This is a genomic window from Actinomadura geliboluensis (assembly GCF_005889745.1).
GTDB lineage: Bacteria > Actinomycetota > Actinomycetes > Streptosporangiales > Streptosporangiaceae > Spirillospora > Spirillospora geliboluensis.
The window spans coordinates 1-23,257 of the sequence record NZ_VCKZ01000100.1 but is presented as its reverse complement, the minus strand read 5'-3'; the positions used below and the strand labels follow the sequence as shown (position 1 = coordinate 23,257).

The window sequence follows — 23,257 nt, the reverse complement described above, 5'->3', positions numbered from 1 at the left end:
GCGAAGCACTGCGGCAGATGGACGAGACGCCGGGCCTCGCGCGGAGCTCCGCCCGGCCCGGGATCGTGGAGGGGCTGGGCGAGGAGGCCACCGCCCGCTACTCGGCGGAGACCGAGAGCGAGGGCGCGACCGTCAAGTTCCGTGTCGGCAACGCCGTCGCGACGGTCCGCTACCGGGGCTGGGACGCCATGGGCGACGAGCGCAGGACGATCCCGAAGAAGACCGCGCTGGACGGCGCCTTCGCGGCGGCGGCCGAGACGGCGAAGAGCATGGGCACGGCCGCGCAGCCCGTGCTGAGCCAGGTGAAGCACCCGGTCACGCCGCCAGTGCGGCACGTCCCCAAGCCGTGCGACGCGGTCCCGGCGGCCACCGTCGAGAAGGTGGCGCGCGACGCGTACCGGAGGCGGGCCGGCGCGTCCCTGTTCCCCGCCCTCAACTGGCCGGGGACGTCCATGGACGGCTGTACGTGGAGGGCGCGCACGTCCCGCTACTCCGACCAGGGGCAGTCGCGCACCCTCACGGTGGCGATCATCGTCGAGGACGACGGCGTGCCGGGACTCGGGCCCTTCACGGCGGCGCGCCGCTACCTGGGCCTCTACGAGAACCTGCGGGCCGGCGACACCCCGGGGTCGGACAAGTTCAGCGGCTTCGAGCCCCTGGCCGGGCCCGGCGACCGGGCGTTCGCGGTCACCCGGGTCGCGCGGAGCTCGTCGAGCGGCGACGAGGGATTCGTGGTCTTCCAGAAACGCAACCTACTGGTCGAGGTGTCCTACCAGGGCGCCGATGAGGAGACGCCCTTGAGCGGGAGCCGGCTGGTCGACAGCGCCTACACGGTCGCCGTCGCGGTGGAGAGGTCGTTGCGGTCATGACGGGAACGCCGCGGTCCGCCGCATCGCGGAACGGGACGGGCGGGGCCGCCCTGTTCGCCGCCGTCGTCGTCTTCGTGCTCAGCGTCGTCCTGGTGAAGGCGCTCCCGTCGCCCAGCAGCCTCGACCGGCTGCCCGATCCGCCGGCCGGGCCCGACCGGGTCCCGGCGGGGCCGGTCGTCCACGCGTACCCGGACCGCTGCGGGATCTCCGCCGCCACTCTCGCGCGGCTGGTGCCCGACGCGCGGACCACGCGGGACGGCGCCCAGGGCACCTGCACGTGGTCGTCGCAAAGGGACGACCGGAGGTCCGAGCGGCACCTGTCGGTCGGCTTCACCCTGTTCCCCGGCTCCGCGTTGCGGGCGGGATTGCCGCAGACCGGGCGGGCGCCCGTCGCGGCGGCCATGATGGCGCTGGGCCCGAAATGGTCCAACGTGCCCGGCACGGTGGTGACGGGCCTGGGCGACGAGGCGTTCATGCAGGTCTCCCCGTCCAGCGGTGCGACGGTCGTGATGCGGGTGGGGAACGCGAACGTCACCGTCCAGTACCGCTCGCTCTTCTGGCCGATCCCGAAGAAGACGGCGCAGGAGGGCGCGTTTGCCGCCGCGTCCGAGGCCGTCGCCGCCCTGGGCGCGCGCACGCCCGCGCACCCCGCGATCGCCGCGGCGCCGCAGCCGACGCCGGCCCGCAAGGTCCCCGACCTGTGCGCCGCCGTGTCCGAGCGGACCCTGCACCGGCTGGTGAAGGGCGACTCCGTCACCGGCGAACCCGGCTCGCGCGGCGGCGCCCTCGCCGTCAAGGACGCCGAGGTCAGTAACTGCTCGTGGACGTCGAACGACCGCGAACTCGCGGTCTCCGCGGCTGTCGTGCCGGGCTCGGACCTGTTCGACGGCGCCCGGCTCGCCGCCCGCGAGTACGTGATGCGGCACGACGACGCCCGCGCGGAGGAGACGCTCAGCGTCCACGACGAGAAGTACTTCCGCGCCGTGACCGGCCTGGGCGACCAGGCGTTCGCCGCGCAGATCCCCGAGGTCATCCCCGGCGAGGTCGTCTTCCGGGACGGCAACGTCCTGGTCCGGGTGACCTACGAGTCGGCGGACGAACGCCACCCGCTCAACGGGAAGCACGCCGTGCGGGGCGCGTACGCGGCGGCCCAGGAGATCGCCCAGGCACTGGCCGCGCACTGACCGCCCGGCTCCAGGGCGCCGGAGAAGCCGGGCCACGCGCGAGCTGGGGGCTGGTTGGTCGATGGCGGGCTCTTGCCCCATCAGGCAAGTGCGTTGTTGCCCGATGGGGCATCGCGGGCATGCCCCATCGGCCGTGGCCGCGGTTCCCTCGGCCTCTTAGGGTCCAGGGATCAAGCCCGCCCTGCGGGCCTTCCGGCGGACACCGATGAGAACGGGTGAGCGGGATGTCGAGAACTCATGTGCTGCCGGCCAACGAGAAGACGCTGCGGACCGGTGTCGTGGACCGGTCCCATCCGCCCGTCCTGACGGTCGAGTCGGGGGACACGGTCGACCTCGCCACGGGCACGTGCTGGGGAGACGTCGTCCGGCCCGGCATGACCATGGCGGACGTGCTGCGCGAGTCCGCGGCCTGGAGCGGCGTCGGGCCGCATGATCTGACCGGTCCCATCGCGGTGGCCGGGGCCGAACCCGGTGACGCGCTCAAGGTCGAGGTCCTCGGTCTCACGCTGCGCGAGCACGCCTTCAACCTGGATCTTCCCGGGCACATGGGCTACGGGCTGCTGCCCGAGGACTTCCGGGACGGCCACATGCGGCATTACCGGCTCGACCTGGAGGAGATGTCGGTGGAGCTCGGCGCCGGGCTCACCGTCCCGCTCGCGCCCTTCCCCGGGTTCCTCGGGACGGCGCCGGCGGCGGCCGGCCCGCACTCCTCGGTGCCTCCGGGCGGCCACGGCGGCAACCTCGATCTCAAGGAACTCGTCGCCGGCAGCTCCCTGTACCTGCCGGTCTGGACCGAAGGCGCGCTCCTCTACGCCGGGGACATCCATGCCGCGCAGGGGAACGGCGAGGTCAACCTGACGGCCTTGGAGGCCAGCGCGTCGTCGCTGCGGCTCCGGCTGACGGTAATCCCCGACGCCGGGATCAGAGCGCCCCGAGCGGAGACGCCCGCCCACCTGATCACGATGGGTTTCGGGGCCACTCTGGACGAGGCCGCGCGCATGGCGACCAGGGACATGATCGTCGTCGCGGGCGGCTGCCTGGGGATCCCGGCGTCGGACGCCTACGCACTCTGTTCGATGACGATGGATCTCGCGGTCACCCAGACGGCGAACGGTGCCGTGGGGGTCCACGCCATGCTGCCGAAGCACCTGGCCGGAACACCGAGTCCGGAGATCCTGGTGGGACGGAAGGGGCGTTGACCAGCGGTCGCGATGGTGGGCGTCCCCATCTCCGTCGAGGGACGGCGTGGGGACGCCGTGATCATCGCTAAGACCGACGCCACCGGTGCTCGCTTCCTCCCGCCGCCGTCAGGGGCGGGAGGCGGCGAGGTCCAGGCATTCGAAGATGACGCGTGCCGCCAGGTTCCCCGTGGTCTCGTGCAGGTCGTGCGGCGGGCTCACGGTGTTGACGTCCACGTGGACGATGTCGAGGCGCCAGAGCAGCCGGAGGAACGACAGCGCGCTCCGGACGTCGGGTCCGCCCCATTCGGGTGAGGCCACGCCGGGGGCCGCCGAGGGGTCGAAGAAGTCCATGTCCCAGCACAGGTAGACCGGGCGCCCGCCCAGCATGGCGGCGACGTCGTCGGCGACGGCCGCCGGCCCGCGTGCGCAGAACTCGTCGCTGTCGATCACGCGGTGCCCGTCCGCGGCGACGGCCGACGCGGTCCCGTCGGGGGCGATGCCGAGCCCTCTCGGCCCGATGTGGATGACGCTCTCCCGGTCGACCAGTCCCTCCTCTTCGGCGCGCAGGAACGTCGTCGACGTCGTGTAGGGACCGGCCCCCGGGACGTCGAACGCGTCAGTGTGGGCGTCGACGTGGACGACGGCCAGATCCGGGAACCTCCCGCTCACCGCGCGCAACTGCGGAAGGCTGACCGAACCGTCGCCGCCCATGACCACGGGAAGCGTGCCGTGGGCGAGAATGGCCGCCACCGCGCGTTCGATCGCGAGGAACGCCTGCTCCACCTTTCCGGGGACCACTCCGACATTTCCATAATCAATGACCTTGAGCTCGGAAATGGCGTCGCGGTCGGAGTGGAAGAGGAACCGGCGCTCCGGAGGGGCGCTCCGGCGAATGTGCTCGGGACCCTGGCGGCATCCGATCCGGCGCGCGTTCGTGCCGGTGTCGAAGGGAACGCCCAAGATCGCCGCGCGCGCGTGCGCGCGATTCGCCGAATTCGCGCGCGGTACGCCGGCGAACGTACCGACGTCGTAGGGGCTGAACGGGTCCGCCTCGGGAAACGGGGCTGGTCCGGGTTCGGGCATCACTGTCCTCCTCGGTCGCGCTGAGCTCGCGTGATGTCGGCTCGCACCCTGCCAGGAAGCGCGGAGCGTGCGCGCGTTCCTGCCCTCATGGGCAGGCGGGTCGCCCGAAAGGGCACCCCGAGAGTGCCCGGCAGGCGCAGGTGCGCGGACGGACGCCGTCCCTAGCATCGCCATATCCGAAAACGCCTTCACAAGGCACGGGGATAGAGCAGGAGAACGAGCCATGACGGAGACCTCCGCGCGCAAGTCCGCACCGGGCGCTTTGGCCCGCCGGCAGTTCGAGCCGTACACGAGGGCCTCCTGGGGCCTCATGAACCACTGGTACCCCGCCTTCTTCAGCGAGGAATTGGCCGAGGACGAGGCGAAGGGCACCAAGATCTGCGGAATTCCCATCATCCTGCGCCGGTCGAACGGCAAGGTCTTCGCCCTGCGCGACCAGTGCGCGCACCGCGGCGTGCGCCTGTCGATCCGGCCGGCCTGCCTGACGAAGGACACGCTGACCTGCTGGTACCACGGCTTCACCTACGACCTGGAGTCCGGGAGGCTGGTGACCATCGTCGCCGCCCCGGACGACGAGATCGTGGACGAGGTGCGCCTCCAGGTGTTCCCCGTCGAGGAGCGCAACGGCCTGATCTACGTGTTCGTCGGGGACGAGGGGTACAGCCCGGTGCCGGACCTCGCCGACGACCTGCCTCCGAAGGTGGCGCCGGACTACGCGCACCAGGTGCCGCACCTGCTCGACGAGGACGCGGTCGTGCTGGGCCTCCGGCGCACCGTGGCGTCCAACTGGCGGCTGGGCGTCGAGAACGGCTTCGACCCGGGGCACAACTGGCTGCACCGCGACAGCCCGATCGTCGTCGCGCTCGACACGGCCCTGCCGCTCGGGCTGGTGCCGACCGGTCCCGGCGCGCTGACCACGTTCGAGGGCGACGGCCCCAAGGGCATCCGCAACGAGTGGGACTCGGGCGACTACGACGTGGTGATGAAGTCGGAGAAGCTCGGCCTGGAGGCCCGCGGCAAGAACACGATCCCGGGCCTGCGGACCTCGATCTTCCTGCCGGGCGTACTGATGGTGGAGAACTGGCCGGCGTCCGGGCTGGTGCAGTACGAGTGGTACGTCCCCATCGACGCCGAGCACCACGAGTACTGGGCCGTGCTGGCCGCGAGCTGCCCGACCGCCGAGGCGCGGGAGAAGTTCGTCTACGAGTACGAGCACCTCTGGAAGGACGCGGCGCTCGGGGTGTTCAACGACGACGACCTGTTCGCCCGGGAGGCGATGGAGAACTTCTACGCCGAGGGCGGCACCGGCTGGGACGACGAGCAGCTGTGCTCCATGGACGCGGTGATCGTCGGCTGGCGCAAGATCGTCTCCCGCTACGCGCGCGGGTACCAGACGCCGCAGACCAACCCCTCGCCGAAGCTCTGAGCACGGTGACCGCTCATGTGGCGACGATCCGGTTCGAGGACGGCGAGGACGTCGCGTTCCCGGTGCCGGCGGGCGGCAGCGTGCTCGACGCCGCCGACGACGCCGGGTACTTCCTGGCCTCCCAGTGCCGCGCGGGCAGCTGCGGGACGTGCGCGGCGACGCTGACGGCGGGACGGACGTCCGACATCCCCGGGCGCGCGCAGTCGCTGCTGCCCTCCGAGCGGAGCGCGGGCGCCCGCCTGCTCTGCTCGACGGTCCTCGACGGCGACGCGACCTTCGAGGTCCCCTACCCGATCGGCCTCGTCGTGGACCGCCCGGGGAAGGGCAGGGCGCGGGTCACGTCCGTGGAACGGCTCTCCGGCACCGTGACCGAACTGGCGCTGGAGCTCCTCGATCCGCCCGAGACCGGGTTCCTGGCCGGGCAGTACGCGCGGCTGAAGGTGCCCGGCACCGACGAGTGGCGCTCGTACTCGATGGCCACGTGCGGCGCTCAGCTGCCGGAGATGCGGTTCTGCGTCAAGCTGATCCCCGGTGGCGCGATGACCGGCTACCTGGAAGCGGGCTGCCGTCCGGGCGACGAGATCGAGATCGAGTATCCGCTCGGAGCGTTCACGCTCCGCGAGTCGGCGGAGCCGCACATCTTCGTCGCCGGCGGGACCGGGCTCGCGCCCGTCCTGTCGATGCTCGACGAGCTGCGGACGCGGCGCGGGCCGACGCCGCCGGTGACGCTCTGCTTCGCCTGCCAGTCGGAAAGCGATCTGTTCTACCTGGACGAGATCGAGATGCGCGGCTTCTGGATGCCGTCGTTGCGGACCAGGGTCGCGGTGACCGAGGGCGCGCCGAGCACCCCCGGCGTCGGGACGGGCACGCCCGTCTCCCTGCTCGGGTCGCGGCCGCTCGCGCCGGAGAGCCGGGCCTACGTGTGCGGGCCGCCCGGAATGATCGCCGCGGCCGTCGCCCGGCTCGGGGAGCTCGGCGTGCCCCCGGACCGGATCCACACCGAGAAGTTCGTCGCGACCGATGTGTGAGCACGGCCGGCACCACCCCGGAAAGGAGACATCCCGTGGGCATGTCCGAACATCCTGATGGAACCGCGGCGGCGGGAGGCCGGCCGAGCCCCGGGCAGCTCGGCTACGTCGGCATCGACAGCACCGACGTGGGCGCGTGGCGGCGGATCCTCTCGCTGCTCGGCTGCGAAGTCGACGGCATGGGAGACGGGTCCGTCCGGGCCGCGGTCGACGACCGGCCGTACCGGCTGTCCGTCCAGCCGTCTCATCGGGACGACGTCTCCCACCTGGGGTGGGAGCTGGCGGACCGCGCGGCCCTGCACGACCTCGTGGACGGGCTCCGGCGCGCCGGTCTCGACGTGGAGCGCGACGCGGAGTGCGCGGACGCGCGCGGCGTCGCGGAGCTGTTCCACACCCGCGACCCCGCGGGCACGAGGGTGGAGCTGTACCGCGGCGCCGAGCGGGCCGGGCCGGACCGGGCCGGCCTGGCCGAGCGCTTCGTGGCCGGCTCCCTCGGGTTCGGCCACGCCGTGCTCGTCACGGCGGACTACGAGGCGTCCCTGGCCTTCTACGTCGACCACCTCGGTCTGCGGGTCAGCGACCGGATCGTCACCGGCGACCGGATGGACGCGACGTTCCTGCGGTGCAACGCCCGGCACCACAGCCTCGCGCTGGTGGACGGGTCCCGCTCCCCCGGGGCGCGGAAGCTGCACCACGTGCTGCTCCAGGTCGCGGACCTGAACATCGTCGGGCGGACGCTCGACCGGTGCCTGGACGCCGGCGTCGCGATCGCCCAGTCGGTCGGCACGCACACCAACGACCTGATGACCTCGTTCTACGTCGAGACGCCGGCGGGGATCCAGATCGAGTTCGGGACCGACGGACGGCTGATCGACGAGTCCGCCTGGCAGGTCACGACCTACTCGTCCCCGTCGATCTGGGGCCACCGCTCCGACGAGGGATTCCGCATCGGGTGACCGGCGGCGCACCCCCGCGCCCGGCGCCCACGCGAACGAACACGAACTACAGCGAAGGAAGACCATGAGCTCAGCGACCGAACCCTTCACCGGCCGCACGATCCAGGTATCCGGCGGCATCGAACTGTTCTACCTGGACGCCGGGGAGTCCCGGGACCGGCCGCCCCTCCTCCTGCTGCACGGGGGCGGCCCGGGGGCCGGCGGATGGTCCAACTTCAGCAGGAACATCGGGCCGCTGAGCCGCAACCGCCGGGTCCTGGTGTTCGACCTGCCCCAGTACGGGCGGAGCACGAAGGTCCGGCTGCCCGACGACGAGGTCTACCCCTCGTCCTACGTGCGCGCCCTCACCGAGGCGCTGGAGCAGCTGGGCGTGGCGCGGCTCGACGTCGTGGGCAACTCCCTCGGCGCCGGCGTCGCCTGCCTCCTCGCGCACCGGTCGCCGCAGCTCGTCCGCCGCATGGTGCTCATGGGGCCCGGCGGCGTCCAGGAGTCGGTCATGACCCCGGTCCCGATGGACGCCCTGCGGCGGATGTTCACCTACTACAACCCGGGACCGCCGTCCCGCGCCGCGATGAAGGAGATCCTCGAAAGCCTCCTCTACGACCGCGAGTCGCTGACGGAGGAACTGCTCGACGAGCGGTACGAGGCCAGCATCGAGCCCGAGACGCTGGCGCTCTTCGGCAGCATGCGGAAGCAGAACCTCACGAACGTCACCGAGTTCATGCACACGCTGACGCAGCCCACGCTCGTCGTCTTCGGACTGGACGACCGCGTCACCCCCTTCGACTCCGCGCTGAAGTTCGTCAAGACCCTCCCGAACTGCGAGCTCCTGGTCCTCCCCAAGGCGGGCCATTGGGTCATGTGGGAGCTGCCCGACCGGTTCAACAAGGCCGTCGACGACTTCCTGCTGGCCGGCTGACGGCGAACCGGCCGGCCCCGCGGACGCTCCCGACCACCGAAAACCGCCACCCATCAGAAGCCCACTGCTCGAACCGGGAGTATCCCGTGCAGATCAAACACATGATCCGATTCGGAATCGCCGCGACGGCGGCGCTCGCGCTCAGCGCGTGCGTCAGCACGGCCGGCGACAAGGACGGCGGCGACGCCATCGTCATCGGGGCGGCCATCGCCAAGACGGGATTCATGGCGTCGTTCGACATGCCGGTCTACCACTCGCTGGAGATCGCCGTGGACAAGGCCAACGCGAACGGCGGCATCGGCGGGCGCCGGATCCAGCTGAAGGCCATCGACAACAAGAGCGACAGCACCCAGTCGGCGAACGCCGCGTCGCGGCTCATCGAGCAGGGCGCCGACCTGCTGATCGTCACGTGCAACTTCTCCACCGGCGGGCCCGCCGCGACAGTGGCCCAGAACGCGGGCGGGCTGTCCATCGCGCCGTGCGCGTCCGACATCCGGTTCGGTCCCCTCGGCCTGGGCGACCTGGTGTTCAACCTGGGCATGTCCATCCCGACCGAGGGGGCGGCACTCGCCGACTACGCGCTGGCGAAGGGCTGGAAGCGCGTCTACACGCTCACCGACACCGAGCTGGACTACCCCAAGAACACGTGCGAGGCGTTCGAGAAGCGGTTCACCGAGCTCGGCGGGAAGATCGGCGGCAAGGACGTGTTCCGCAACTCCGACCAGGCCATCGCCTCGCAGGTCTCGCGGGTGTCGCGGGCGGGCAAGGGCGCCGTCGACGCGCTCGTCCTGTGCTCGTACCCGCCGGGCGGCGCGATGGCGGCCCTGCAGCTGCGCCAGGGCGGCATCGACGCGCCCATCCTCGCGAACTTCGGGATGGACGGCGACTACTGGGCCAAGTCGCTGCCGCAGCTGTCGGACTTCTACGTCATCTCGCCCGCATCCATCTTCGGCGACGACCCCGAGCCCGAGGTCAACCAGTTGCTGAACGACTACCGGAAGAAGGCCGGCGGCAACCCGCCCACCGGCGCGTTCGTCTACGGCGCCTCCACTTTCCAGCTCATCGAGCAGGTCATCGAGGAGACGGGCGGGACCGACGGCAAGAAGATGGCCGCCGCGCTCGAGAAGTCCACGAACCTCCAGACCATCACCGGGCCGATGCGCTTCGGCACGGACTACCACGTCGACTTCGAATGGGACGTCCGTGTCCTGAAGGCCACCGGCGGACGGTTCTCCTACGCCGAAACGGTGAAGCCGCGCAATGCCCGCGCGCTCGTCAAGTGACCGCGGTCCCGGAAGGAGTGCTGCCGTGACGATCGCGCCGAGCGAAATGGACGGAATCCACACGGAGAACCTCTGCCTCGACTACGCCGGTGTCCGCGCGCTCGATGACGTGACGGTCCACTTCCCGGGCGGCAAGTGCACGGGGCTCATCGGACCGAACGGGGCGGGCAAGACGACGCTGGTCAACGTCCTGACGGGCTTCGCCCGGCCGGACCGCGGCAGGGTGCTCTTCTTCGGCGCCGACGCCGGCGGCTGGAGTCCGGAGCGCCGCGCCCGCCGGGGCCTCGCGCGGACGTTCCAGAACGCGCGGATCTTTCCCGGCCTCTCGGTGTTCGAGAACGTCGAGGTCGCGGCGCTGTGCGGCGGCCTGAGCCGGCGCGACGCCCGCCGGGAGGCGCACCGGATCCTGGAGCTCGGCGGCCTCCGCCAGTTCCGCGACCTGCCCGCCCGGCAGCTGCCGTACGCCCACCAGCGGATCCTCGGGATGGCCCGGGCGCTCGGCCTCCGGCCCCGGTTCCTGTTCCTGGACGAGCCGGCGGCGGGCATCGACGACCTGGAGCTGCCGGAGTTCATCCGGCTGCTCGCCACGATCCGGGAGGACTCCGGATGCGGCGTGATCCTGATCGAGCACAACGTGGACCTGGTCTTCCAGATGTCCGACCACGTGGTGGTCCTCGACCACGGAGCCGTCATCGCCCAGGGCGGGCCCGCCGAGATCCGGCGGCACCCGGACGTGATGGCCGCCTACCTGGGGACGGAGGACGCGCCGTGACACCGGCACCGGACAGGACTCCGGCACGGGAGGCACGGGAGGCACGGGACGTCCTCCTCGACGTCGACGGGCTCACCGTCGAGTACGGCACCGTCAAGGCGCTGCGGGGAGTCTCGCTCCAGGTGCTCGCCGGCGAGCTGCTGGCCGTCGTCGGCCCCAACGGCGCCGGGAAGTCGACCCTCCTGATGACCATCGCCGGCGGGCTTCGACCTCGCTCGGGCAGCGTCCGGTTCGACGGGCGGGACATCACCCGCACCGCGGCGGAGGACGTGGCGCGGGCCGGGTTGAGCCTGGTCCCCGAAGGGCGGCACATCTTCGGCAGGTTGACCGTGGAGGAGAACCTGCGCGTGGTGCCCCTGGGCACACGGGCCCGGCGCCGGCAGCAGCTCGACAAGGTCTACGAGCTGTTTCCGGTGCTCGGGGAGAAGCGCCGCCGGATCGCCGGCCACCTCTCCGGCGGCCAGCAGCAGCAGTTGGCGATCGCCAGGGCGCTGATGGGCGCGCCGCGGCTGCTCCTGCTGGACGAGCCGTCGCTCGGCCTGGCGCCGGCGCTCGTCGACACCGTCTTCGAGACCGTCGACGGGCTCCGCCGGTCGGGCACGACCGTGGTGCTCGTCGAGCAGCGCCTCCACCAGTCGCTGCGCATCGCCGACCGCGCCTACGTGCTCAACGGCGGCCGGCTGCGGTACCAGACGGCCGACCTCGGCGAGGACGCCCGGTCGGACATCGTCGACGCCTACTTCGCCACGGAAAGGGAGGGGGTGCGGAAGGCATGGGCGGAATGATCCAGCCCCTCATCGACGCCGTCAGCGTGGGAGCCCTGTACGCGCTGGAGGCCCTCGGGATCGGGCTCCTCTTCGGGATCATGCGGCTCGCGAACTTCGCCCTCGGCGCGGTGACCATGGTCGCCGCCTACGCGCTGTACCTCACCAGGGACCTGCCCCTGGCGGCGTCGATCCTGGTCGCGCTGCTCGTGGCGGTCGGGGTCTCGCTGCTGCTGGAGCTGGTGGTCTTCCGCCGGCTCAAGGGGGCGAGCGAGGCGACCCTGTTCATCGTCTCGTTCGCGATCGCGTTCGGGCTGGAGAACCTCGCCCTGGCGGTGTTCGGGGCGAACACGCGGGGGTTCTCGCTCTCGCCGTGGCTCTCCTCGTCCAGCGGCATCGGCGGCGTCCGGGTGTCGCACCTCAGCATCGTGACCATCGTGACGGTCCTGGTGCTGCTGGGGCTGTTCGTGGCCTTCCTGCGCAGGACGGAGACGGGGATGCGGCTGCGCGCCGCCTCCGACGACTTCCGGATGGCCACCATGCTGGGCGTCCCGGCGAACCGGATGATCGGCCTGGCGTTCGCGCTCAGCGGCGTGCTCTGCGCGGCGGTGGCCGTGATCGTGGTCGGCCAGGTCGGCGGCGTCTCGCCCGGCATGGGCTCGAACGTGATCATCATCGCGCTGCTCGGCGCGGTCATCGGCGGCATGGACCGGCTGTCCGGTGCGGCGGCCGGCGGGTTCGTCGTCGGTTTCGCCCTGTCGATCCTGAACTCGTGGCTCGTGCTGGACATCAGGCCCTACCGCGACGCCTTCGCCATCCTCGCGGTGATCCTGGTCCTCATCGTCCGGCCGCACGGGCTGCTTCCCGGCGCGACCCTGCGCGAGAGGGTGTGAACGGCATGCCTGCCCTGAAGGAAGCCCTGCCCCGGGTGCCGTCCCATCCGCTGGCGTTCCCGCTCCTGGCCGTGACCCTGCTCGCCGCGACCGGCGCCCTCGGCGGGCCGGGGCTCCAGCGGACGGTCATCGAGTGCATGGTGCTGATGCTCGTCGTGGTGTCGCTGCACCTGTTCAGCGGCACCTCCGGAGTGGTCTCCGTCTGCCATGTCGCGTTCGTGCAGCTCGGCGCTTACATCTCGGCGCTGGTCACCATGGACGCCCGGCGCAGGTCGGTGATGCTGCCCGACATGCCGCGGGTCCTCGCGGACGTGCATGTCGGCCTGCCCGTGTCGATGCTCCTCGCCTGCGCGGTGTGCGCGGTCGTGGCGGCCGTCACGGGCCCCCTGCTCATGCGCCTGAACGGCCTCCAGTCCGCGATCGCCACGTTCTCGCTGCTGCTGATCGTCGACAACGTGGTCATGAACTGGGGGGCGGTGACGGGCGGGCCGAGCGCGCTGATCGGCGTCACCGAGTCCACGACGGTGCTCCAGGTGTGGCTCGCGCTCGTGGCCGCCGCCGTCCTGTGCCACGGGTTCGCCCGCTCCAACGCCGGCCTCCGGCTGCGCACGTCCCGCGAGGACGAGGTCGCCGCCCGGGCCCTCGGCATCAACGTGCCGCGGGAGCGGCTCAAGGCGTTCGTGCTCAGCGCCGTGATCGCGGGACTGGCCGGCGCGCTGTTCGGGCACCGGCTCAGCACGCTCAACCCCGAGGACTTCGGGCTTAAGATGACCTTCTTCGTGCTGGCGATGCTGATCATCGGAGGCATGCGCAGCCTCTCCGGCGCCGTGCTGGGCGCGCTGGTCGTGACGCTCCTGACGGAGGTCCTCCTCCGGTTCGAGGGGGGCGTCGAGATCGGGCGGTACGTGGTGACGGGTCCGGCCGGCCTGCGCGAACTGGGGCTGGCCGCCGTGCTCATCGTCATCCTGATCCGGCGTCCCGAAGGCATCACCCGCGGCCGCGACATCGTCCCGCCGCGGTGGCGGGCCGCCCGCGCCCGCCCTGTCCGACCGGTGGCGCGGCAGGGGTCGGCCGACCCCGAGCCGCTCGACGAAGGAGCTCAGGTCCGATGAAGGTGATGCTGACGGGAGCGACCGGCTGCATCGGCGGCGCGGTCGTGGACGCGCTGCTCGCCCGCGACCACGAGGTCCACGCCCTCGTGCGCACCGCCGAGAAGGCGGACGGGCTCGCCCGGCGCGGCGTGCGCGCCCATGTGGGCGGCCTGGCGAGCCGGCGCCTGGTCCTCGGCCTGATGCGGGAGACGGACGGCCTGATCCACACGGCGTTCGCCGTGGGCGACGAGGACGGCCGCGCGGAGCTGGACTTCATCTCCACCGCGATCTCCGGCCTGTCCGGGACCGGCAAGCCCTTCGTCTACACCTCCGGCCTGTGGGTGCTGGGCGAGTCGGCCGGCGCGGCCCTCGACGAGACGGCCCCCTACGCCCCGACGCCGCTGGTCGCGTTCCGCCCGAAGGCGGAGCGGCTCGTCCTCGAAGGGGTGAACTTCGGGATCAGGGCGTCGATCGTCCGGCCCGGGGTGGTGCACGGCGGCCCGGGCGGGTTGATCGAGTTGCTCGCGCGGAGCGTCGACGGTGACGGCCACGTCGTCCATGTGGGCGACGGGACGCAGCGCTGGCCGATGGTGCACCGCGACGACCTGGCCGATCTCTACGAGCGCGTCCTCGTGGACGCGCCCGCCGGCAGCATCTGGCACGGGGTCGCCGAGCCGGGCGTCCCCGTCCGCGACATCGCCGCCGCCGTCGCCACCGCCGTCGGGTGCGAGGGCAGGGTCCGCGCACGCGACGTGGCGGACGCGCGCGCGGAGCTCGGCCTGCTCGCCGACGCGCTCGCCGAGAGCCAGGTGGTCTCCGGCGCGAAGGCGCGGGAGCTCCTCGGCTGGCGGCCCCAGGCGCCGGGCGTCGTCGAGGCGCTGTCCCGCGAGGACCGCTACCTCCGCCCGGATCCGGAGCAGGGCTCCCCCGAGACCAGGTCGGTGTGACGGTGGGCGGGGAGCCTCCGCGGCCGGGCCCTTCCCCGGGGAAGGGCCCGCTGGCCTGGTCTTACGGCGACCTCACTGGATATGGTGTCGGCCCGGAGGAGCCGCCGGCGTTCCGCGTCGCGGCGGCCCTTCCCGCGAGCAGGAGGTCGATGGCGTGATGCAGGCGGGACTGGACGGGTGCGCCCTCGCCGAGGGCCCCGGTCCTCGTTGCCGGGCTCGCTGAGATGCCGCCGGTGAAGGCTCTGGAGACCATCAGGGTGGTCCTCGTCGACGACCACCCGGTGGTCCTGTCCGGGCTGCGCACCCTCCTGGGCGAGTTCGACGACCTGGAGGTGGTCGGCACGGCGACCACCGGCACCGAGGCGCTGAACGTGTGCCGGGCCGCGCGGCCCGACGTGGTCGTCCTCGACCTGCGCATCCCCGCGCCCTCGGGGCCCGGCCTGGTCGCCCGGCTCGGGGACACCGCGCCGGACGCGCGGATCGTGCTGCTGTCGACCCAGATCGACGCCCGGGACGTGTCGTGGGCGAGCCAGTCCGGCGTGTCCGGGTTCGTGCTCAAGGGCGACGACCCCGGCCAGATCGCGGTCGCCGTCCGCCGGGTGGCCGCCGGCGAGTCCTTCGTCTCGGCGGAGCTCTCGGGCGCCCTGCTCAAGTCGGTGCGCGCCGAGGAGCGGACGCGCCCGGAGTTCACCCGGCGGGAGCTCGAGGTGCTGCGGCACCTCGCCAGGGGGGCGAGCAACCGCCAGATCGCGCGGTCGCTGTCGGTCTCGGAGCGGACCGTCAAGGCGCACCTGACGGCCGTGTTCGGCAAGCTCCAGGTGCGGGACCGGACGGGCGCCGTCGCGGAGGCGTTCCGCCAGGGCATCGTGACGCTCGAAGACTGACCGGTCCCGGGTCGTCGCTCAGGTGCCGGACGTGAGCTGCCGCCGCAGGTCCGGCACGATGAGCTGGATCCGGGTTCCGCCGGTGCGCCGCACCACGCGCATCTCCCCGCCGAGTTCCTCCATGCGCTCGGCGACCCCGGTCAGGCCGTAGTGCCCGGTGGCGGCGGCCGCGCGGCCGATCCCGACCCCGTCGTCGGAGACCGACAGCTCCAGGCGGCGCCCCTCGACGGAGACCTCGATGCCGGCCGTTCGCGCACCAGCGTGCTTCTCGACGTTGAGCACGAGTTCGCCGACACAGCGCAGTAGGCTCATGCGGGCCGCCGAGGACAGCGCCGGTTCCTCGCCTCGCACGGTCACGGGGCACTCGACGCCCGTCCTGTTCGCGAAGTCGTCGGCGATGAGCCGGACGGCAGGGAACAGCCCGCCGGTGGGAGGTTCGCGCCGCAGCTCGACGATGGCCTGACGGCCCTCGCGGACGCCCGCCTGCGCCTGCTCCCGCGCGTCCGCGATCAGCTGCCGGGCGCGGGAACCGCCGTCGGACCGCTCCAACGCCAGCACGGCGGAGGCGAGGCCCAGGTCCAGGGCGTAGAAGCGCTGCACGAGCCCATCGTGGATCTCGCGCGCGAGGCGGGTGCGTTCGGCGAGGATGCCGAGGCGCTGGTTCGCCTCCGCGAGCCTGCGGTTGTAGAGCGCGAGCGCGAGCAGGTCGGCCAGCGAGGCGAAGAACTGCGGCGAGACGACGTGCGCCCGCCGGTCCACGACGAGGGTCCCGAGCTCCAGTCCGGCACGTTCCAGGCACGTCTCGACCACGGATCCGGCGGCCGTGGACGCGGCCGCCATGTGCGGCCCGATCCACAGGTGGGAGCCGTCCTCCTGCCGGACCCCGACGCGGCACGCCCGAGCGCCGAACTGGCGGCGGACCCGGTCCACGATCTCCTGCAGGGACTCCTCCACGGCGTTGCGCGCCGCCAGCTTCTGCCCGAACAGGTAGAGCGCCTCCGACTCGGCCGCGCGCTGCTTGGTGTCCTCGTACAGCTGGGCGCGCTCGATGGCGACGGCCACCTGCCCGGCGATGACCTGCGTCAGGGCGATGTGCTCGGGGCTCACCGTGTGGAAGGGGTCCTTGCTGCACAGGACGAGGCAACCGTAGGTGCGCCGCGTGGAGCTCAGCTGCACCGCGACCGCGCTCTTGATGCCCTCGCGCATCACGGCGCGCCGCTCGGCCGGCGCCAGGCTGGCGTACCCGGTCTCCGGGTCCTGGGCGTTGAACGTCACCGGGTCGCTCGACCGGAAGGCGCGGCCCGCGAGCGTCCGGGACGTGTGCAGTTCGTGGACGTCGATGCCCGGGGAGAGCCCGTGGGCGAAGCCGCGGTCGCCCTTCCCGACCAGCTGCTCGGTCCGCTCGTCGGCGAAGTAGATGACGCCGCTGCCGAGCCCGGTCAGCTCGATGCTCGACCGGACCGAGATGTCGAGCACCTGCTCCAGTTCGAGGGCGCTGTTGAGCGCCATCGTGACCCGGCTCAGCGCGGCGACCTGGGGTCGCGTCATCACCGGGTGGTCGCTCTGCGTCATCTCCGCCTCCTCGCGGTACCCCGAGAACGCCAAGGTGAACAGGCAGGATACGCGGCGGACCGACGCCGACGACAGCGTCCGGCCGGGCCGCGGCGCGGGGCGCGGGGACCCCGCCCGCCCCTCAGCCTCGCCTGGGGCGCAGGGCCGCGGGCCCGTTGCGGACCATCGACGGGAGGGTGCGCCACCAGGCCAAGGTGGGATCGGGGTCCAGACCCGCTCCCATGCGGTGGAGTTGGTCGGCGTGCCATTGGACGTTCAGCGCGCTGTCCAGGGGCCGGATGTCGGTGAGGCGCCCCACCAGCCGGCGGGCGCCGACGCCGATGGCGGGGACCTCCAGCCGTTCCCGGCCGTGTTCGAGGAGGGCCCGGGGCGCGTCCGGCAGGAGGCAGGCGGGCCGTCCGATGCCGACGATGTCGCAGTCGCGGTCGGCGAGGGCGCGCTCCATAGCGGCACGGGTGCGGAACCCTCCGGTGACGGCGATCGGCGTCCGGCCGGCGATGGCGCGGACCGTCCGGGCGTAGTCCAGGAAGTAGGCTTCGCGCGCCCGGGTGGACTCGGCCATCACGCCCATCATGGCCGGGGCCTCGTAGGAGCCCCCGCTGATCTCGATGAGGTCGACGCCCTCGGCGACGAGGGCGCGGACGACCTCGCGGGACTCCTCCTCGGTGAATCCGCCGCGCTGGAAGTCGGCGGAGTTGAGCTTGACGCCGACGGAGAACCCGGGAGCGACGGCGGCGCGGACGGCGCGCAGGACGTCCAGCAGGAAGGCGCGGCGGCGTCCGGGGTCGCCGCCCCAGGCGTCGTCGCGCCGGTTGGACCGGGGCGACAGGAACTGGGTGACCAGGTAGCCGTGCGCCCCGTGGATCTGCACCCCGTCGAACCCGGCGGCCTCGACGACGGCGGCGGCGGTGCCGAACCGCGTGATGATCTCGCGGATCTCCCCGTCGGTGAGCGCGCGGGGCCGGGCGGCGCCGGGCACGCGGGCCGCGATCGCGCTGGGCGCGACCGGGCGGGTCCGGCCGGTGCGCCGGTTGGCCTGCCGGCCGGGGTGGTTGAGCTGCACCCAGATCGGCCCGCCGCTCTCGTGGTAGCTCTCCGCCCAGCGGGTCAGCGCGGGCAGGTGGCGGTCGTCCTCGATGACGACGTTGCCGGGCTCGCTCAGATGCCGGCGGTCGACCACGGCGTTTCCGGTGATCAGCAGGCCGTATCCGCCGGTCCCCCATCGGCGGTAGAGGGTCTCCAGCCGGCCGCCGGGCGCGCCGTCGACCCCCGCGAGCCCCTCGCTCAGGGCCGACTTCATGAGCCGGTTGGGCAGGGTCAGGCCCGACCGCAGGGTCAGGGGACCGCCCAGGTCGCCGTCAGGACTGGTCGGGGTGGAACTCATGGCTCACTCCTCGCGGCCGCCTGCGCCGTGCCGCCGCGGGACGAGGGCCTCGCCGCCGGCACGTAGATCGCGTTTCTGCGGGAGCCTACGTGGTCGAGAGCGCCATGCCTCCCCCCACCGGGGTTCAGTCGCGGTTGGGGACGACGACCACCGGGCATCGGGCGTGGTGCAGCACCGTGTGGTTGACCCGGCCCAGCGCCATTCCGGCCAGTGGGGCGCGCCTGCGTCGCGCACCCACGACGACCAGCCCGGCGTGTTCGGACGCCTCCACCAGCGCCCGGGCGGGAGTGCGTTCGGAGACGAGCTGGTCGACCGCGACATCCGGGTACCGCTCGCGATAACCGGCCAGGGCCTCCGACAGCTCCAGGTCCTCGATCACCTGGCGGCGCGGCGAGAACTCACCGCCCACCGCATGAAGGGCGAGGATCCTAGAACCGCGCGAGGCGGCCTCTCTGAACGCCCACTCGATGAAGTCGCGTTCGCCGTCCACCCCCTCGATCCCGATCACGATCTCCGCCGGCGCGTCGGACGGGTACGCCGCCGAACGCGACACCACCAGCACCGGGCAGCGGGCGTGCGCGGCGGTGTAGAGGCCGACGGAGCCGAACAGCAGGCCCTCGAACCCGCCCTGACCTCGCGATCCCACCGTCACCAGGTTCGCGTGCTCGCTCTCCTCCACCAGCGTCCGGGCCGGGTCGGCCGGGACCAGCCGCGTCTCGACGTCGGCCTCCGGGCGCAGTTTCAGCGCGTACTGGCGGGCCTCATTGAGCAGGTCCTCGCGCTCGGCGATCAGGCGGCGCAGCGCGTCCGGCGGGATCGTCCCCTCGTCCAGCAGAGCACGCGAGCCGTGCACCAAGAGGAGCGGCCGCTGACGGCGGTCGGCATAGTCCGCCGCCCAATCAAGTGCCCGCCACGCATGCACAGACCCATCGATACCCACCACGACCGGACCCGGCATCGCCCACTCCTCCTCAGCCCGCTTCCCCGTTCACCTCCGAAGCTAGGGCGGAGCACGCCGGGTGTTCTGCGGCCGAAAGTCCCGGCGTCCAGGGACGACGGTCACCGGTTCGATGCGCCGCGCGGAGTCAGCGGTCGCGGTTGAGGATGCCGCGGTGCTGCTGAAGCGCCGGTGACATCGCGACGCGAGGCTCTTGCATGAGGTTGCGTGCCATGGGCCCCGCCGCCTTCTCACCCTTGCCGAACGCCTCGGCGAGGTGTGCGGCGTGGGCGGGTTTGAGGCTTTCGCCGAACGGCGCCTCGTAGGGGTCGGTGACCGCTTCGACCAGGCACGGCCCCGGCTCCGCCATGGCCTGCCGGAACACGTCCGCGGCGTCGCCGGGCTCCACGATGCGGAAGGCGTTCAGCCCGCACGCCCGGGCGACCGAGGCGAAGTCGATGGGGTGGAGTTCGCAGCCGTTCTGGGGGTTGCCCAGCAGCGCCGTCTGCTCCCACACCTCCAGGGCGAGGGAGTTGTTGCGCAGCACCACGACCTTGATGGGCAGGTCGTACTGGGCGAGGGTGGCCAGTTCGCCGAGGCCCATGGACAGCGAGCCGTCGCCGGTGAAGGCGATGACCGGCCGGTCGGGGTGGGCGATCTGCGCGCCGATCGCGTAGGGCAGCGCGGCCCCCATGGTGCACAGGGTGCCGGAGAAGGAGTAGTTCATCCCCCGGCGCAGCATGAGCCGCCCGCCCCAGGCGGTGACGGTGCCGGCGTCGCCGGTGACGATCGCGTCGTCGGGCAGGGCCTTGGACAGTTCCCAGGTGACCACCTGCGGGCGCATCGGCGTGCCGGACGCGGCGGCCTGCTCGCCGATCAGCCGCCACCAGTCGCGGTAGGTGCGCTGCGCCCGCTCCAGGAAGGACCGGTCGGCCTTGTGCTCCAGGTGCGGCAGCAGCGCCTCCAGCACCCCTTCGGCGTGGCCGACGAGGCCGACCTCGACGGGGTAGCGCATGCCGATGCGGTCGGCGTTGAGGTCGATCTGCACGCCGCGCGCCTGCCCGGGCTCGGGCCAGAAGTCGTAGTAGGGGGTGGACGAGCCGACGATCAGGAACCCGTCGCAGTCCTCGAACGCCTCGTGGGAGGCGCGGGTGCCGATCAGCCCCATGCCGCCGGTGGTGTAGGGGCTGTCGTCGGGCACGCAGTCCTTGCCGAGACCGGCCTTGACGATCGGTGCGCCCAGCGCCTCGGCGACCCGCTCAAGCGTCTCGCCGGCGCCGCGCGCGCCGGCGCCGGCGCAGATCGCCACCTTCCGGCAGGCGTTGAGCACCCCGGCGGCCCGGCGGATCTGCTCCAGCGGCGGCACCACCGTGAACGGCTGAGCGGCCAGGGACGCGTGCCCGGGGACGTTCTTGTCGGAGACCGTGTCCTGCTCCAGCGTCCAGGACTGGACGTCGATCGGGATCGCCAGATGGGAGGGCGTGCGGTTCATCAGCGCCGACCGCACCGCCAGATCGGTCGCGGTGACCGCGTGGGCCGGGCCCATGATCCGTTCGGAGTACGGGCACGCCCCCTCCAGCACCCGGTCCGACGGCAGATCCTGCAGGAAGTGGGAGCCGATCGTGTCGTGGTAGGACAGACCGGTGATCGCGATGACCGGCGCACCGTCGATCCGCGCGTCGTACAGCCCGTTGAGCAGGTGGACCGCGCCGGGACCGGCGGTGGCCGCGCACGCGGCCGGGCGTCCGGTGAACTTGGCGTGACCGACGCAGGCCAGCGCCGCGTTCTCCTCGTGCCGCACGTGGACCAGCCGCATCCCCGGATGCGTCCGCAACGCTTCGAAGAAGCCGTTGATCTGGTCGCCGCAGATGCCGAAGCAGGTGTCCACACCCCAGTCCAGGAGCCGTTCCACGACCAGGTCCGAGGTGGTCTTCGACGACGATGCGGGCATATCGGTGACCGTCCTTCCAGCGCAGACACCCGGCAGGTACCCGCCCGTTTTGGAACGATGCGGGGGTCTCTCGTCAGCGCGGGTGGTGGTCGCGGCGGCTCGGCGGCCGGGGCGCCTACGTACCGGTGGCGGGGGTCCGGACGGCGATCATGGCGATGTCGTCGGCCCCGTTGATCGGCAGGACGTCCAGGAGGGCGTCGCACAGGTGCTCCAGGGGCCGGTGGGCGAGCGTGCAGGCGCGGCGGCGAAGCCGCGACAGGCCCCTGTCCAGATGCTCGCTGGGATGTTCCACGAGGCCGTCGGTGTACAGCAGCAGGGTGGAGCCGGGCGGGAGCGGTTCCGTCGAGCTGTGGAAGGTCTCGAAGGGCAGGCCCAGCAGCGGGTTGGCCGCTTCTTCGAGGAAGCGGCCGTCGCCGTCCGAGGTGAGCAGCAGCGGCGGCGGGTGCCCGGCCACGGCGTAGTTGAGCTGCCATCGGCCGGGTTCGGGTTCTTCGACGCGGGCCAGGACGCAGGTGGCCGTCGCGTCGGGCGCCACCGTCTCCATGGCGCTGTTCAGGCGGCGCAGGATCTCGCCGGGCGGGGCGAGGCGGTCGGCGGTCAGCACGCGCAGCATGTTGCGGAGCCGGCTCATGTCGACGGCGGCGGCCAGGTCGTGGCCCGCCACGTCGCCGATGGCCACCACGGTCGCGCCGTCGGGCAGGACGAACGAGTCGTACCAGTCGCCTCCCACTTCGGCCGCCGCGGGGCTGGCCAGGTACCGGGCGACGATGCGCAGGTCGTCGAGTTCCGGCGGCTCGGCGAGCAGGCCGTGCTGCAGGGCCAGGGCGACCTGCTGGGTCCGGTGGAACCGGACGGCGCCGCTCAGCACGTCGTGGGTGTGCTCGAAGATCTGCCGCATCAGGTCGACGTCCTCCGGGCTCATCGGGTCGCGGTCGCCGAGCCTCGCGGCGGTGACCATCGCCGCCACGGCCCCGTCCACGACGACCGGCATCAGCACGACGCTGGTGGCGCCGGCCTTGGTGAGCCAGGCGGTGGTGCTCTTGGGCAGCAGGTCCGCCGGCGGCCGGCCCGCCGGGAAGGTGCGCTGCAGCGGGCGGCGCCGCTCCAGCGCGCGGGCGAACCCGCTGTCGGGGGCGAACCGCTCCTCACCGGTGGGCGGCTGCCGCGGCAGCCCGCCGCTCGCGGCGGTGGCGACGCGGCGCACGGTGATCGGGGCACCCGCGGGACGCGCGCCGAGGTCGGGGAGCAGGTGGACGCCGCACCCGTCGGCGAGCGCGGGGACCAGCACCCCGACGAGGGCGGCGAACACATCGCTCAGCGCGGTCCGCTCGGCCGCGGCCGCGGCGGCGCGGTCGAGCAGCTCGCGGCGCTGCCGCTCCCGCCACTCCCGCTCCACGTCGAAGCAGGTGCCGATCCATTCGATCACGGCGCCGTCCTCGATCACCGGCGCGGCCCGCACCTCGAAGTGCCGGTACTCGCCCTCCTGGGTGCGGACGCGGTAGACGTAGTGCCACGGGCGGGCCAGCCGGCGCGTCTCGCCCCACGACCGCGACGTGGGCTCGCGGTCGTCGGGGTGCAGCACCCGCATCCAGCCGTCGCCGAGGAACTCCTCCCGGCTCTGCCCGGTGATCCGCTCCCAGCCGCCGCTCGATTCGGTCACGTGGCCGTCCGCGTCGGTCACCCACACCACCTGCGCGTTGATCCACACCAGGCTCTCCAGCCGGCGCCGGGACCGCCTCTGCTCCTCGGTCGCCCGGTCCGCCCGCTCGACCGCGGCGACCTGCTCGGTGACGTCGACCGCGACCACCAGCACCCCGGGCCGCTCGTGGGTGAACCGCGAGAGGCTGAAGGAGAAGTACCGCTCCCGGTCCTCGGCGCCCGCACCGGCCGGCTTCACCGGTGCCGCGACCAGGCTGACCGGTTCACCGGTGGCCAGCACGCGATCGAACAGCTCGCCGTAGTCCTGCTTGGCAGCGGCGCCGAACGCCTCCCCGATCGGTTCGCCGAGCGGGCGGTCTCCGACGAACGCCCGGTAGGCGAGGTTGGTGTACACCAGCCGGTGATCCGGCCCGATCGTCAACGCGACCGCGACCGGCGCCGGATCGAAGGCCTCCAGCGCAAGCCACCCCATGC

At 72.5% G+C, this 23,257-nt stretch carries 19 protein-coding genes and 1 pseudogene; 14 read left to right on the top strand and 6 right to left on the bottom strand.

Going from position 1 to position 23,257, the window contains the following annotated elements; all coding sequences use genetic code 11:
* The 3 genes from ETD96_RS15925 to ETD96_RS15915 all read left to right on the top strand — a co-directional run.
* A partial coding sequence (locus ETD96_RS15925; protein WP_205719292.1) for a hypothetical protein occupies window positions 1-869 on the top strand: 869 nt, incomplete at its 5' end.
* Entirely contained in the window at window positions 866-2,053 is a 1,188-nt protein-coding gene (locus ETD96_RS15920) for a hypothetical protein (RefSeq protein ID WP_138637184.1), read from the top strand. The genes ETD96_RS15925 and ETD96_RS15920, both read left to right, overlap by 4 nt.
* 224 nt (window positions 2,054-2,277) lie before the next feature.
* Window positions 2,278-3,252: an acetamidase/formamidase family protein gene (locus ETD96_RS15915; RefSeq protein ID WP_138637182.1), complete on the top strand. Its 975-nt coding sequence runs from the start codon at window positions 2,278-2,280 to the stop codon at window positions 3,250-3,252.
* A gap of 108 nt (window positions 3,253-3,360) precedes the next feature.
* On the opposite strand, the gene ETD96_RS15910 is transcribed toward ETD96_RS15915, so the two are convergent.
* Window positions 3,361-4,317, bottom strand: a complete 957-nt coding sequence (locus tag ETD96_RS15910; protein ID WP_171069050.1) for an arginase family protein — start codon at window positions 4,315-4,317, stop codon at window positions 3,361-3,363.
* Window positions 4,318-4,540: 223 nt separating this feature from the next.
* Between ETD96_RS15910 and ETD96_RS15905 the strand changes: the two genes are divergently transcribed.
* The 11 genes and pseudogenes from ETD96_RS15905 (at window position 4,541) to ETD96_RS15855 (ending at window position 15,280) form a co-directional block, all read left to right on the top strand.
* Complete coding sequence (locus ETD96_RS15905) at window positions 4,541-5,743, top strand: Rieske 2Fe-2S domain-containing protein (protein ID WP_138637178.1); 1,203 nt, start codon at window positions 4,541-4,543, stop codon at window positions 5,741-5,743.
* Between the two features lie 5 nt (window positions 5,744-5,748).
* A complete protein-coding gene (locus tag ETD96_RS15900) occupies window positions 5,749-6,771 on the top strand; it encodes a 2Fe-2S iron-sulfur cluster-binding protein (protein WP_171069049.1) in 1,023 nt (340 codons plus the stop codon).
* 41 nt (window positions 6,772-6,812) lie between these two features.
* Window positions 6,813-7,727, top strand: coding sequence for a VOC family protein (locus ETD96_RS15895; RefSeq protein WP_171069048.1), 915 nt, complete (start codon window positions 6,813-6,815; stop codon window positions 7,725-7,727).
* Window positions 7,728-7,791: 64 nt separating this feature from the next.
* The gene (locus tag ETD96_RS15890; protein WP_138637173.1) at window positions 7,792-8,646 is read left to right on the top strand and encodes an alpha/beta fold hydrolase; all 855 of its coding nucleotides are present in this window, start codon (window positions 7,792-7,794) and stop codon (window positions 8,644-8,646) included.
* A gap of 101 nt (window positions 8,647-8,747) precedes the next feature.
* Window positions 8,748-9,929 carry an ABC transporter substrate-binding protein gene (locus tag ETD96_RS15885; RefSeq protein ID WP_138637171.1) on the top strand — a complete coding sequence of 394 codons (1,182 nt, stop codon included), beginning with the start codon at window positions 8,748-8,750 and terminating at the stop codon, window positions 9,927-9,929.
* 25 nt (window positions 9,930-9,954) lie between these two features.
* The gene (locus tag ETD96_RS15880; RefSeq protein WP_171069047.1) at window positions 9,955-10,701 is read left to right on the top strand and encodes an ABC transporter ATP-binding protein; all 747 of its coding nucleotides are present in this window, start codon (window positions 9,955-9,957) and stop codon (window positions 10,699-10,701) included.
* A 113-nt stretch (window positions 10,702-10,814) separates the two neighbouring features.
* Window positions 10,815-11,486 (top strand): annotated as a pseudogene (locus ETD96_RS15875) (ABC transporter ATP-binding protein); the annotation flags it as partial.
* A complete protein-coding gene (locus tag ETD96_RS15870) occupies window positions 11,474-12,358 on the top strand; it encodes a branched-chain amino acid ABC transporter permease (RefSeq protein ID WP_138637167.1) in 885 nt (294 codons plus the stop codon). The pseudogene ETD96_RS15875 and the gene ETD96_RS15870, both read left to right, overlap by 13 nt.
* A gap of 5 nt (window positions 12,359-12,363) precedes the next feature.
* Window positions 12,364-13,470: a branched-chain amino acid ABC transporter permease gene (locus ETD96_RS15865; protein ID WP_138637165.1), complete on the top strand. Its 1,107-nt coding sequence runs from the start codon at window positions 12,364-12,366 to the stop codon at window positions 13,468-13,470.
* On the top strand, window positions 13,467-14,396 hold the full coding sequence (locus tag ETD96_RS15860) for an NAD-dependent epimerase/dehydratase family protein (RefSeq protein ID WP_138637163.1): 930 nt from the start codon (window positions 13,467-13,469) through the stop codon (window positions 14,394-14,396). Before ETD96_RS15865 ends, ETD96_RS15860 begins: the two co-directional genes overlap by 4 nt.
* A 233-nt stretch (window positions 14,397-14,629) precedes the next feature.
* Window positions 14,630-15,280 (top strand): response regulator, encoded by a 651-nt coding sequence (locus tag ETD96_RS15855; protein ID WP_171069046.1) that lies wholly within the window; start codon window positions 14,630-14,632, stop codon window positions 15,278-15,280.
* Between the two features lie 18 nt (window positions 15,281-15,298).
* Here the strand turns inward: ETD96_RS15855 and ETD96_RS15850 are convergent, their stop codons facing one another.
* The 5 genes from ETD96_RS15850 to ETD96_RS15830 form a co-directional block, all read right to left on the bottom strand.
* Window positions 15,299-16,852, bottom strand: coding sequence for a GAF domain-containing sensor histidine kinase (locus tag ETD96_RS15850; RefSeq protein WP_138637160.1), 1,554 nt, complete (start codon window positions 16,850-16,852; stop codon window positions 15,299-15,301).
* A gap of 121 nt (window positions 16,853-16,973) precedes the next feature.
* Window positions 16,974-18,236 carry an NADH:flavin oxidoreductase/NADH oxidase family protein gene (locus tag ETD96_RS15845; protein WP_138637158.1) on the bottom strand — a complete coding sequence of 421 codons (1,263 nt, stop codon included), beginning with the start codon at window positions 18,234-18,236 and terminating at the stop codon, window positions 16,974-16,976.
* 124 nt (window positions 18,237-18,360) lie between these two features.
* Window positions 18,361-19,194, bottom strand: coding sequence for a universal stress protein (locus tag ETD96_RS46675; protein ID WP_138637156.1), 834 nt, complete (start codon window positions 19,192-19,194; stop codon window positions 18,361-18,363).
* Window positions 19,195-19,321: 127 nt separating this feature from the next.
* A complete protein-coding gene (locus ETD96_RS15835; RefSeq protein ID WP_138637154.1) occupies window positions 19,322-21,124 on the bottom strand; it encodes a thiamine pyrophosphate-dependent enzyme in 1,803 nt (600 codons plus the stop codon).
* 115 nt (window positions 21,125-21,239) lie between these two features.
* On the bottom strand, window positions 21,240-23,257 hold a 2,018-nt coding region (locus ETD96_RS15830), incomplete at its 5' end, for a SpoIIE family protein phosphatase (protein WP_138637152.1).

Bases quoted from the DNA above. Each gene is read 5' to 3' on its own strand.
- ETD96_RS15920 (WP_138637184.1), top strand. From the start codon at position 866: ATGACGGGAACGCCGCGGTCCGCCGCATCGCGGAACGGGACGGGCGGG.
- ETD96_RS15915 (WP_138637182.1), top strand. From the start codon at position 2,278: ATGTCGAGAACTCATGTGCTGCCGGCCAACGAGAAGACGCTGCGGACC.
- ETD96_RS15910 (WP_171069050.1), bottom strand. From the start codon at position 4,317: ATGCCCGAACCCGGACCAGCCCCGTTTCCCGAGGCGGACCCGTTCAGC.
- ETD96_RS15905 (WP_138637178.1), top strand. From the start codon at position 4,541: ATGACGGAGACCTCCGCGCGCAAGTCCGCACCGGGCGCTTTGGCCCGC.
- ETD96_RS15895 (WP_171069048.1), top strand. From the start codon at position 6,813: ATGTCCGAACATCCTGATGGAACCGCGGCGGCGGGAGGCCGGCCGAGC.
- ETD96_RS15890 (WP_138637173.1), top strand. From the start codon at position 7,792: ATGAGCTCAGCGACCGAACCCTTCACCGGCCGCACGATCCAGGTATCC.
- ETD96_RS15885 (WP_138637171.1), top strand. From the start codon at position 8,748: ATGATCCGATTCGGAATCGCCGCGACGGCGGCGCTCGCGCTCAGCGCG.
- ETD96_RS15870 (WP_138637167.1), top strand. From the start codon at position 11,474: ATGGGCGGAATGATCCAGCCCCTCATCGACGCCGTCAGCGTGGGAGCC.
- ETD96_RS15865 (WP_138637165.1), top strand. From the start codon at position 12,364: ATGCCTGCCCTGAAGGAAGCCCTGCCCCGGGTGCCGTCCCATCCGCTG.
- ETD96_RS15860 (WP_138637163.1), top strand. From the start codon at position 13,467: ATGAAGGTGATGCTGACGGGAGCGACCGGCTGCATCGGCGGCGCGGTC.
- ETD96_RS15850 (WP_138637160.1), bottom strand. From the start codon at position 16,852: ATGACGCAGAGCGACCACCCGGTGATGACGCGACCCCAGGTCGCCGCG.
- ETD96_RS15845 (WP_138637158.1), bottom strand. From the start codon at position 18,236: ATGAGTTCCACCCCGACCAGTCCTGACGGCGACCTGGGCGGTCCCCTG.
- ETD96_RS46675 (WP_138637156.1), bottom strand. From the start codon at position 19,194: ATGCCGGGTCCGGTCGTGGTGGGTATCGATGGGTCTGTGCATGCGTGG.
- ETD96_RS15835 (WP_138637154.1), bottom strand. From the start codon at position 21,124: ATGCCCGCATCGTCGTCGAAGACCACCTCGGACCTGGTCGTGGAACGG.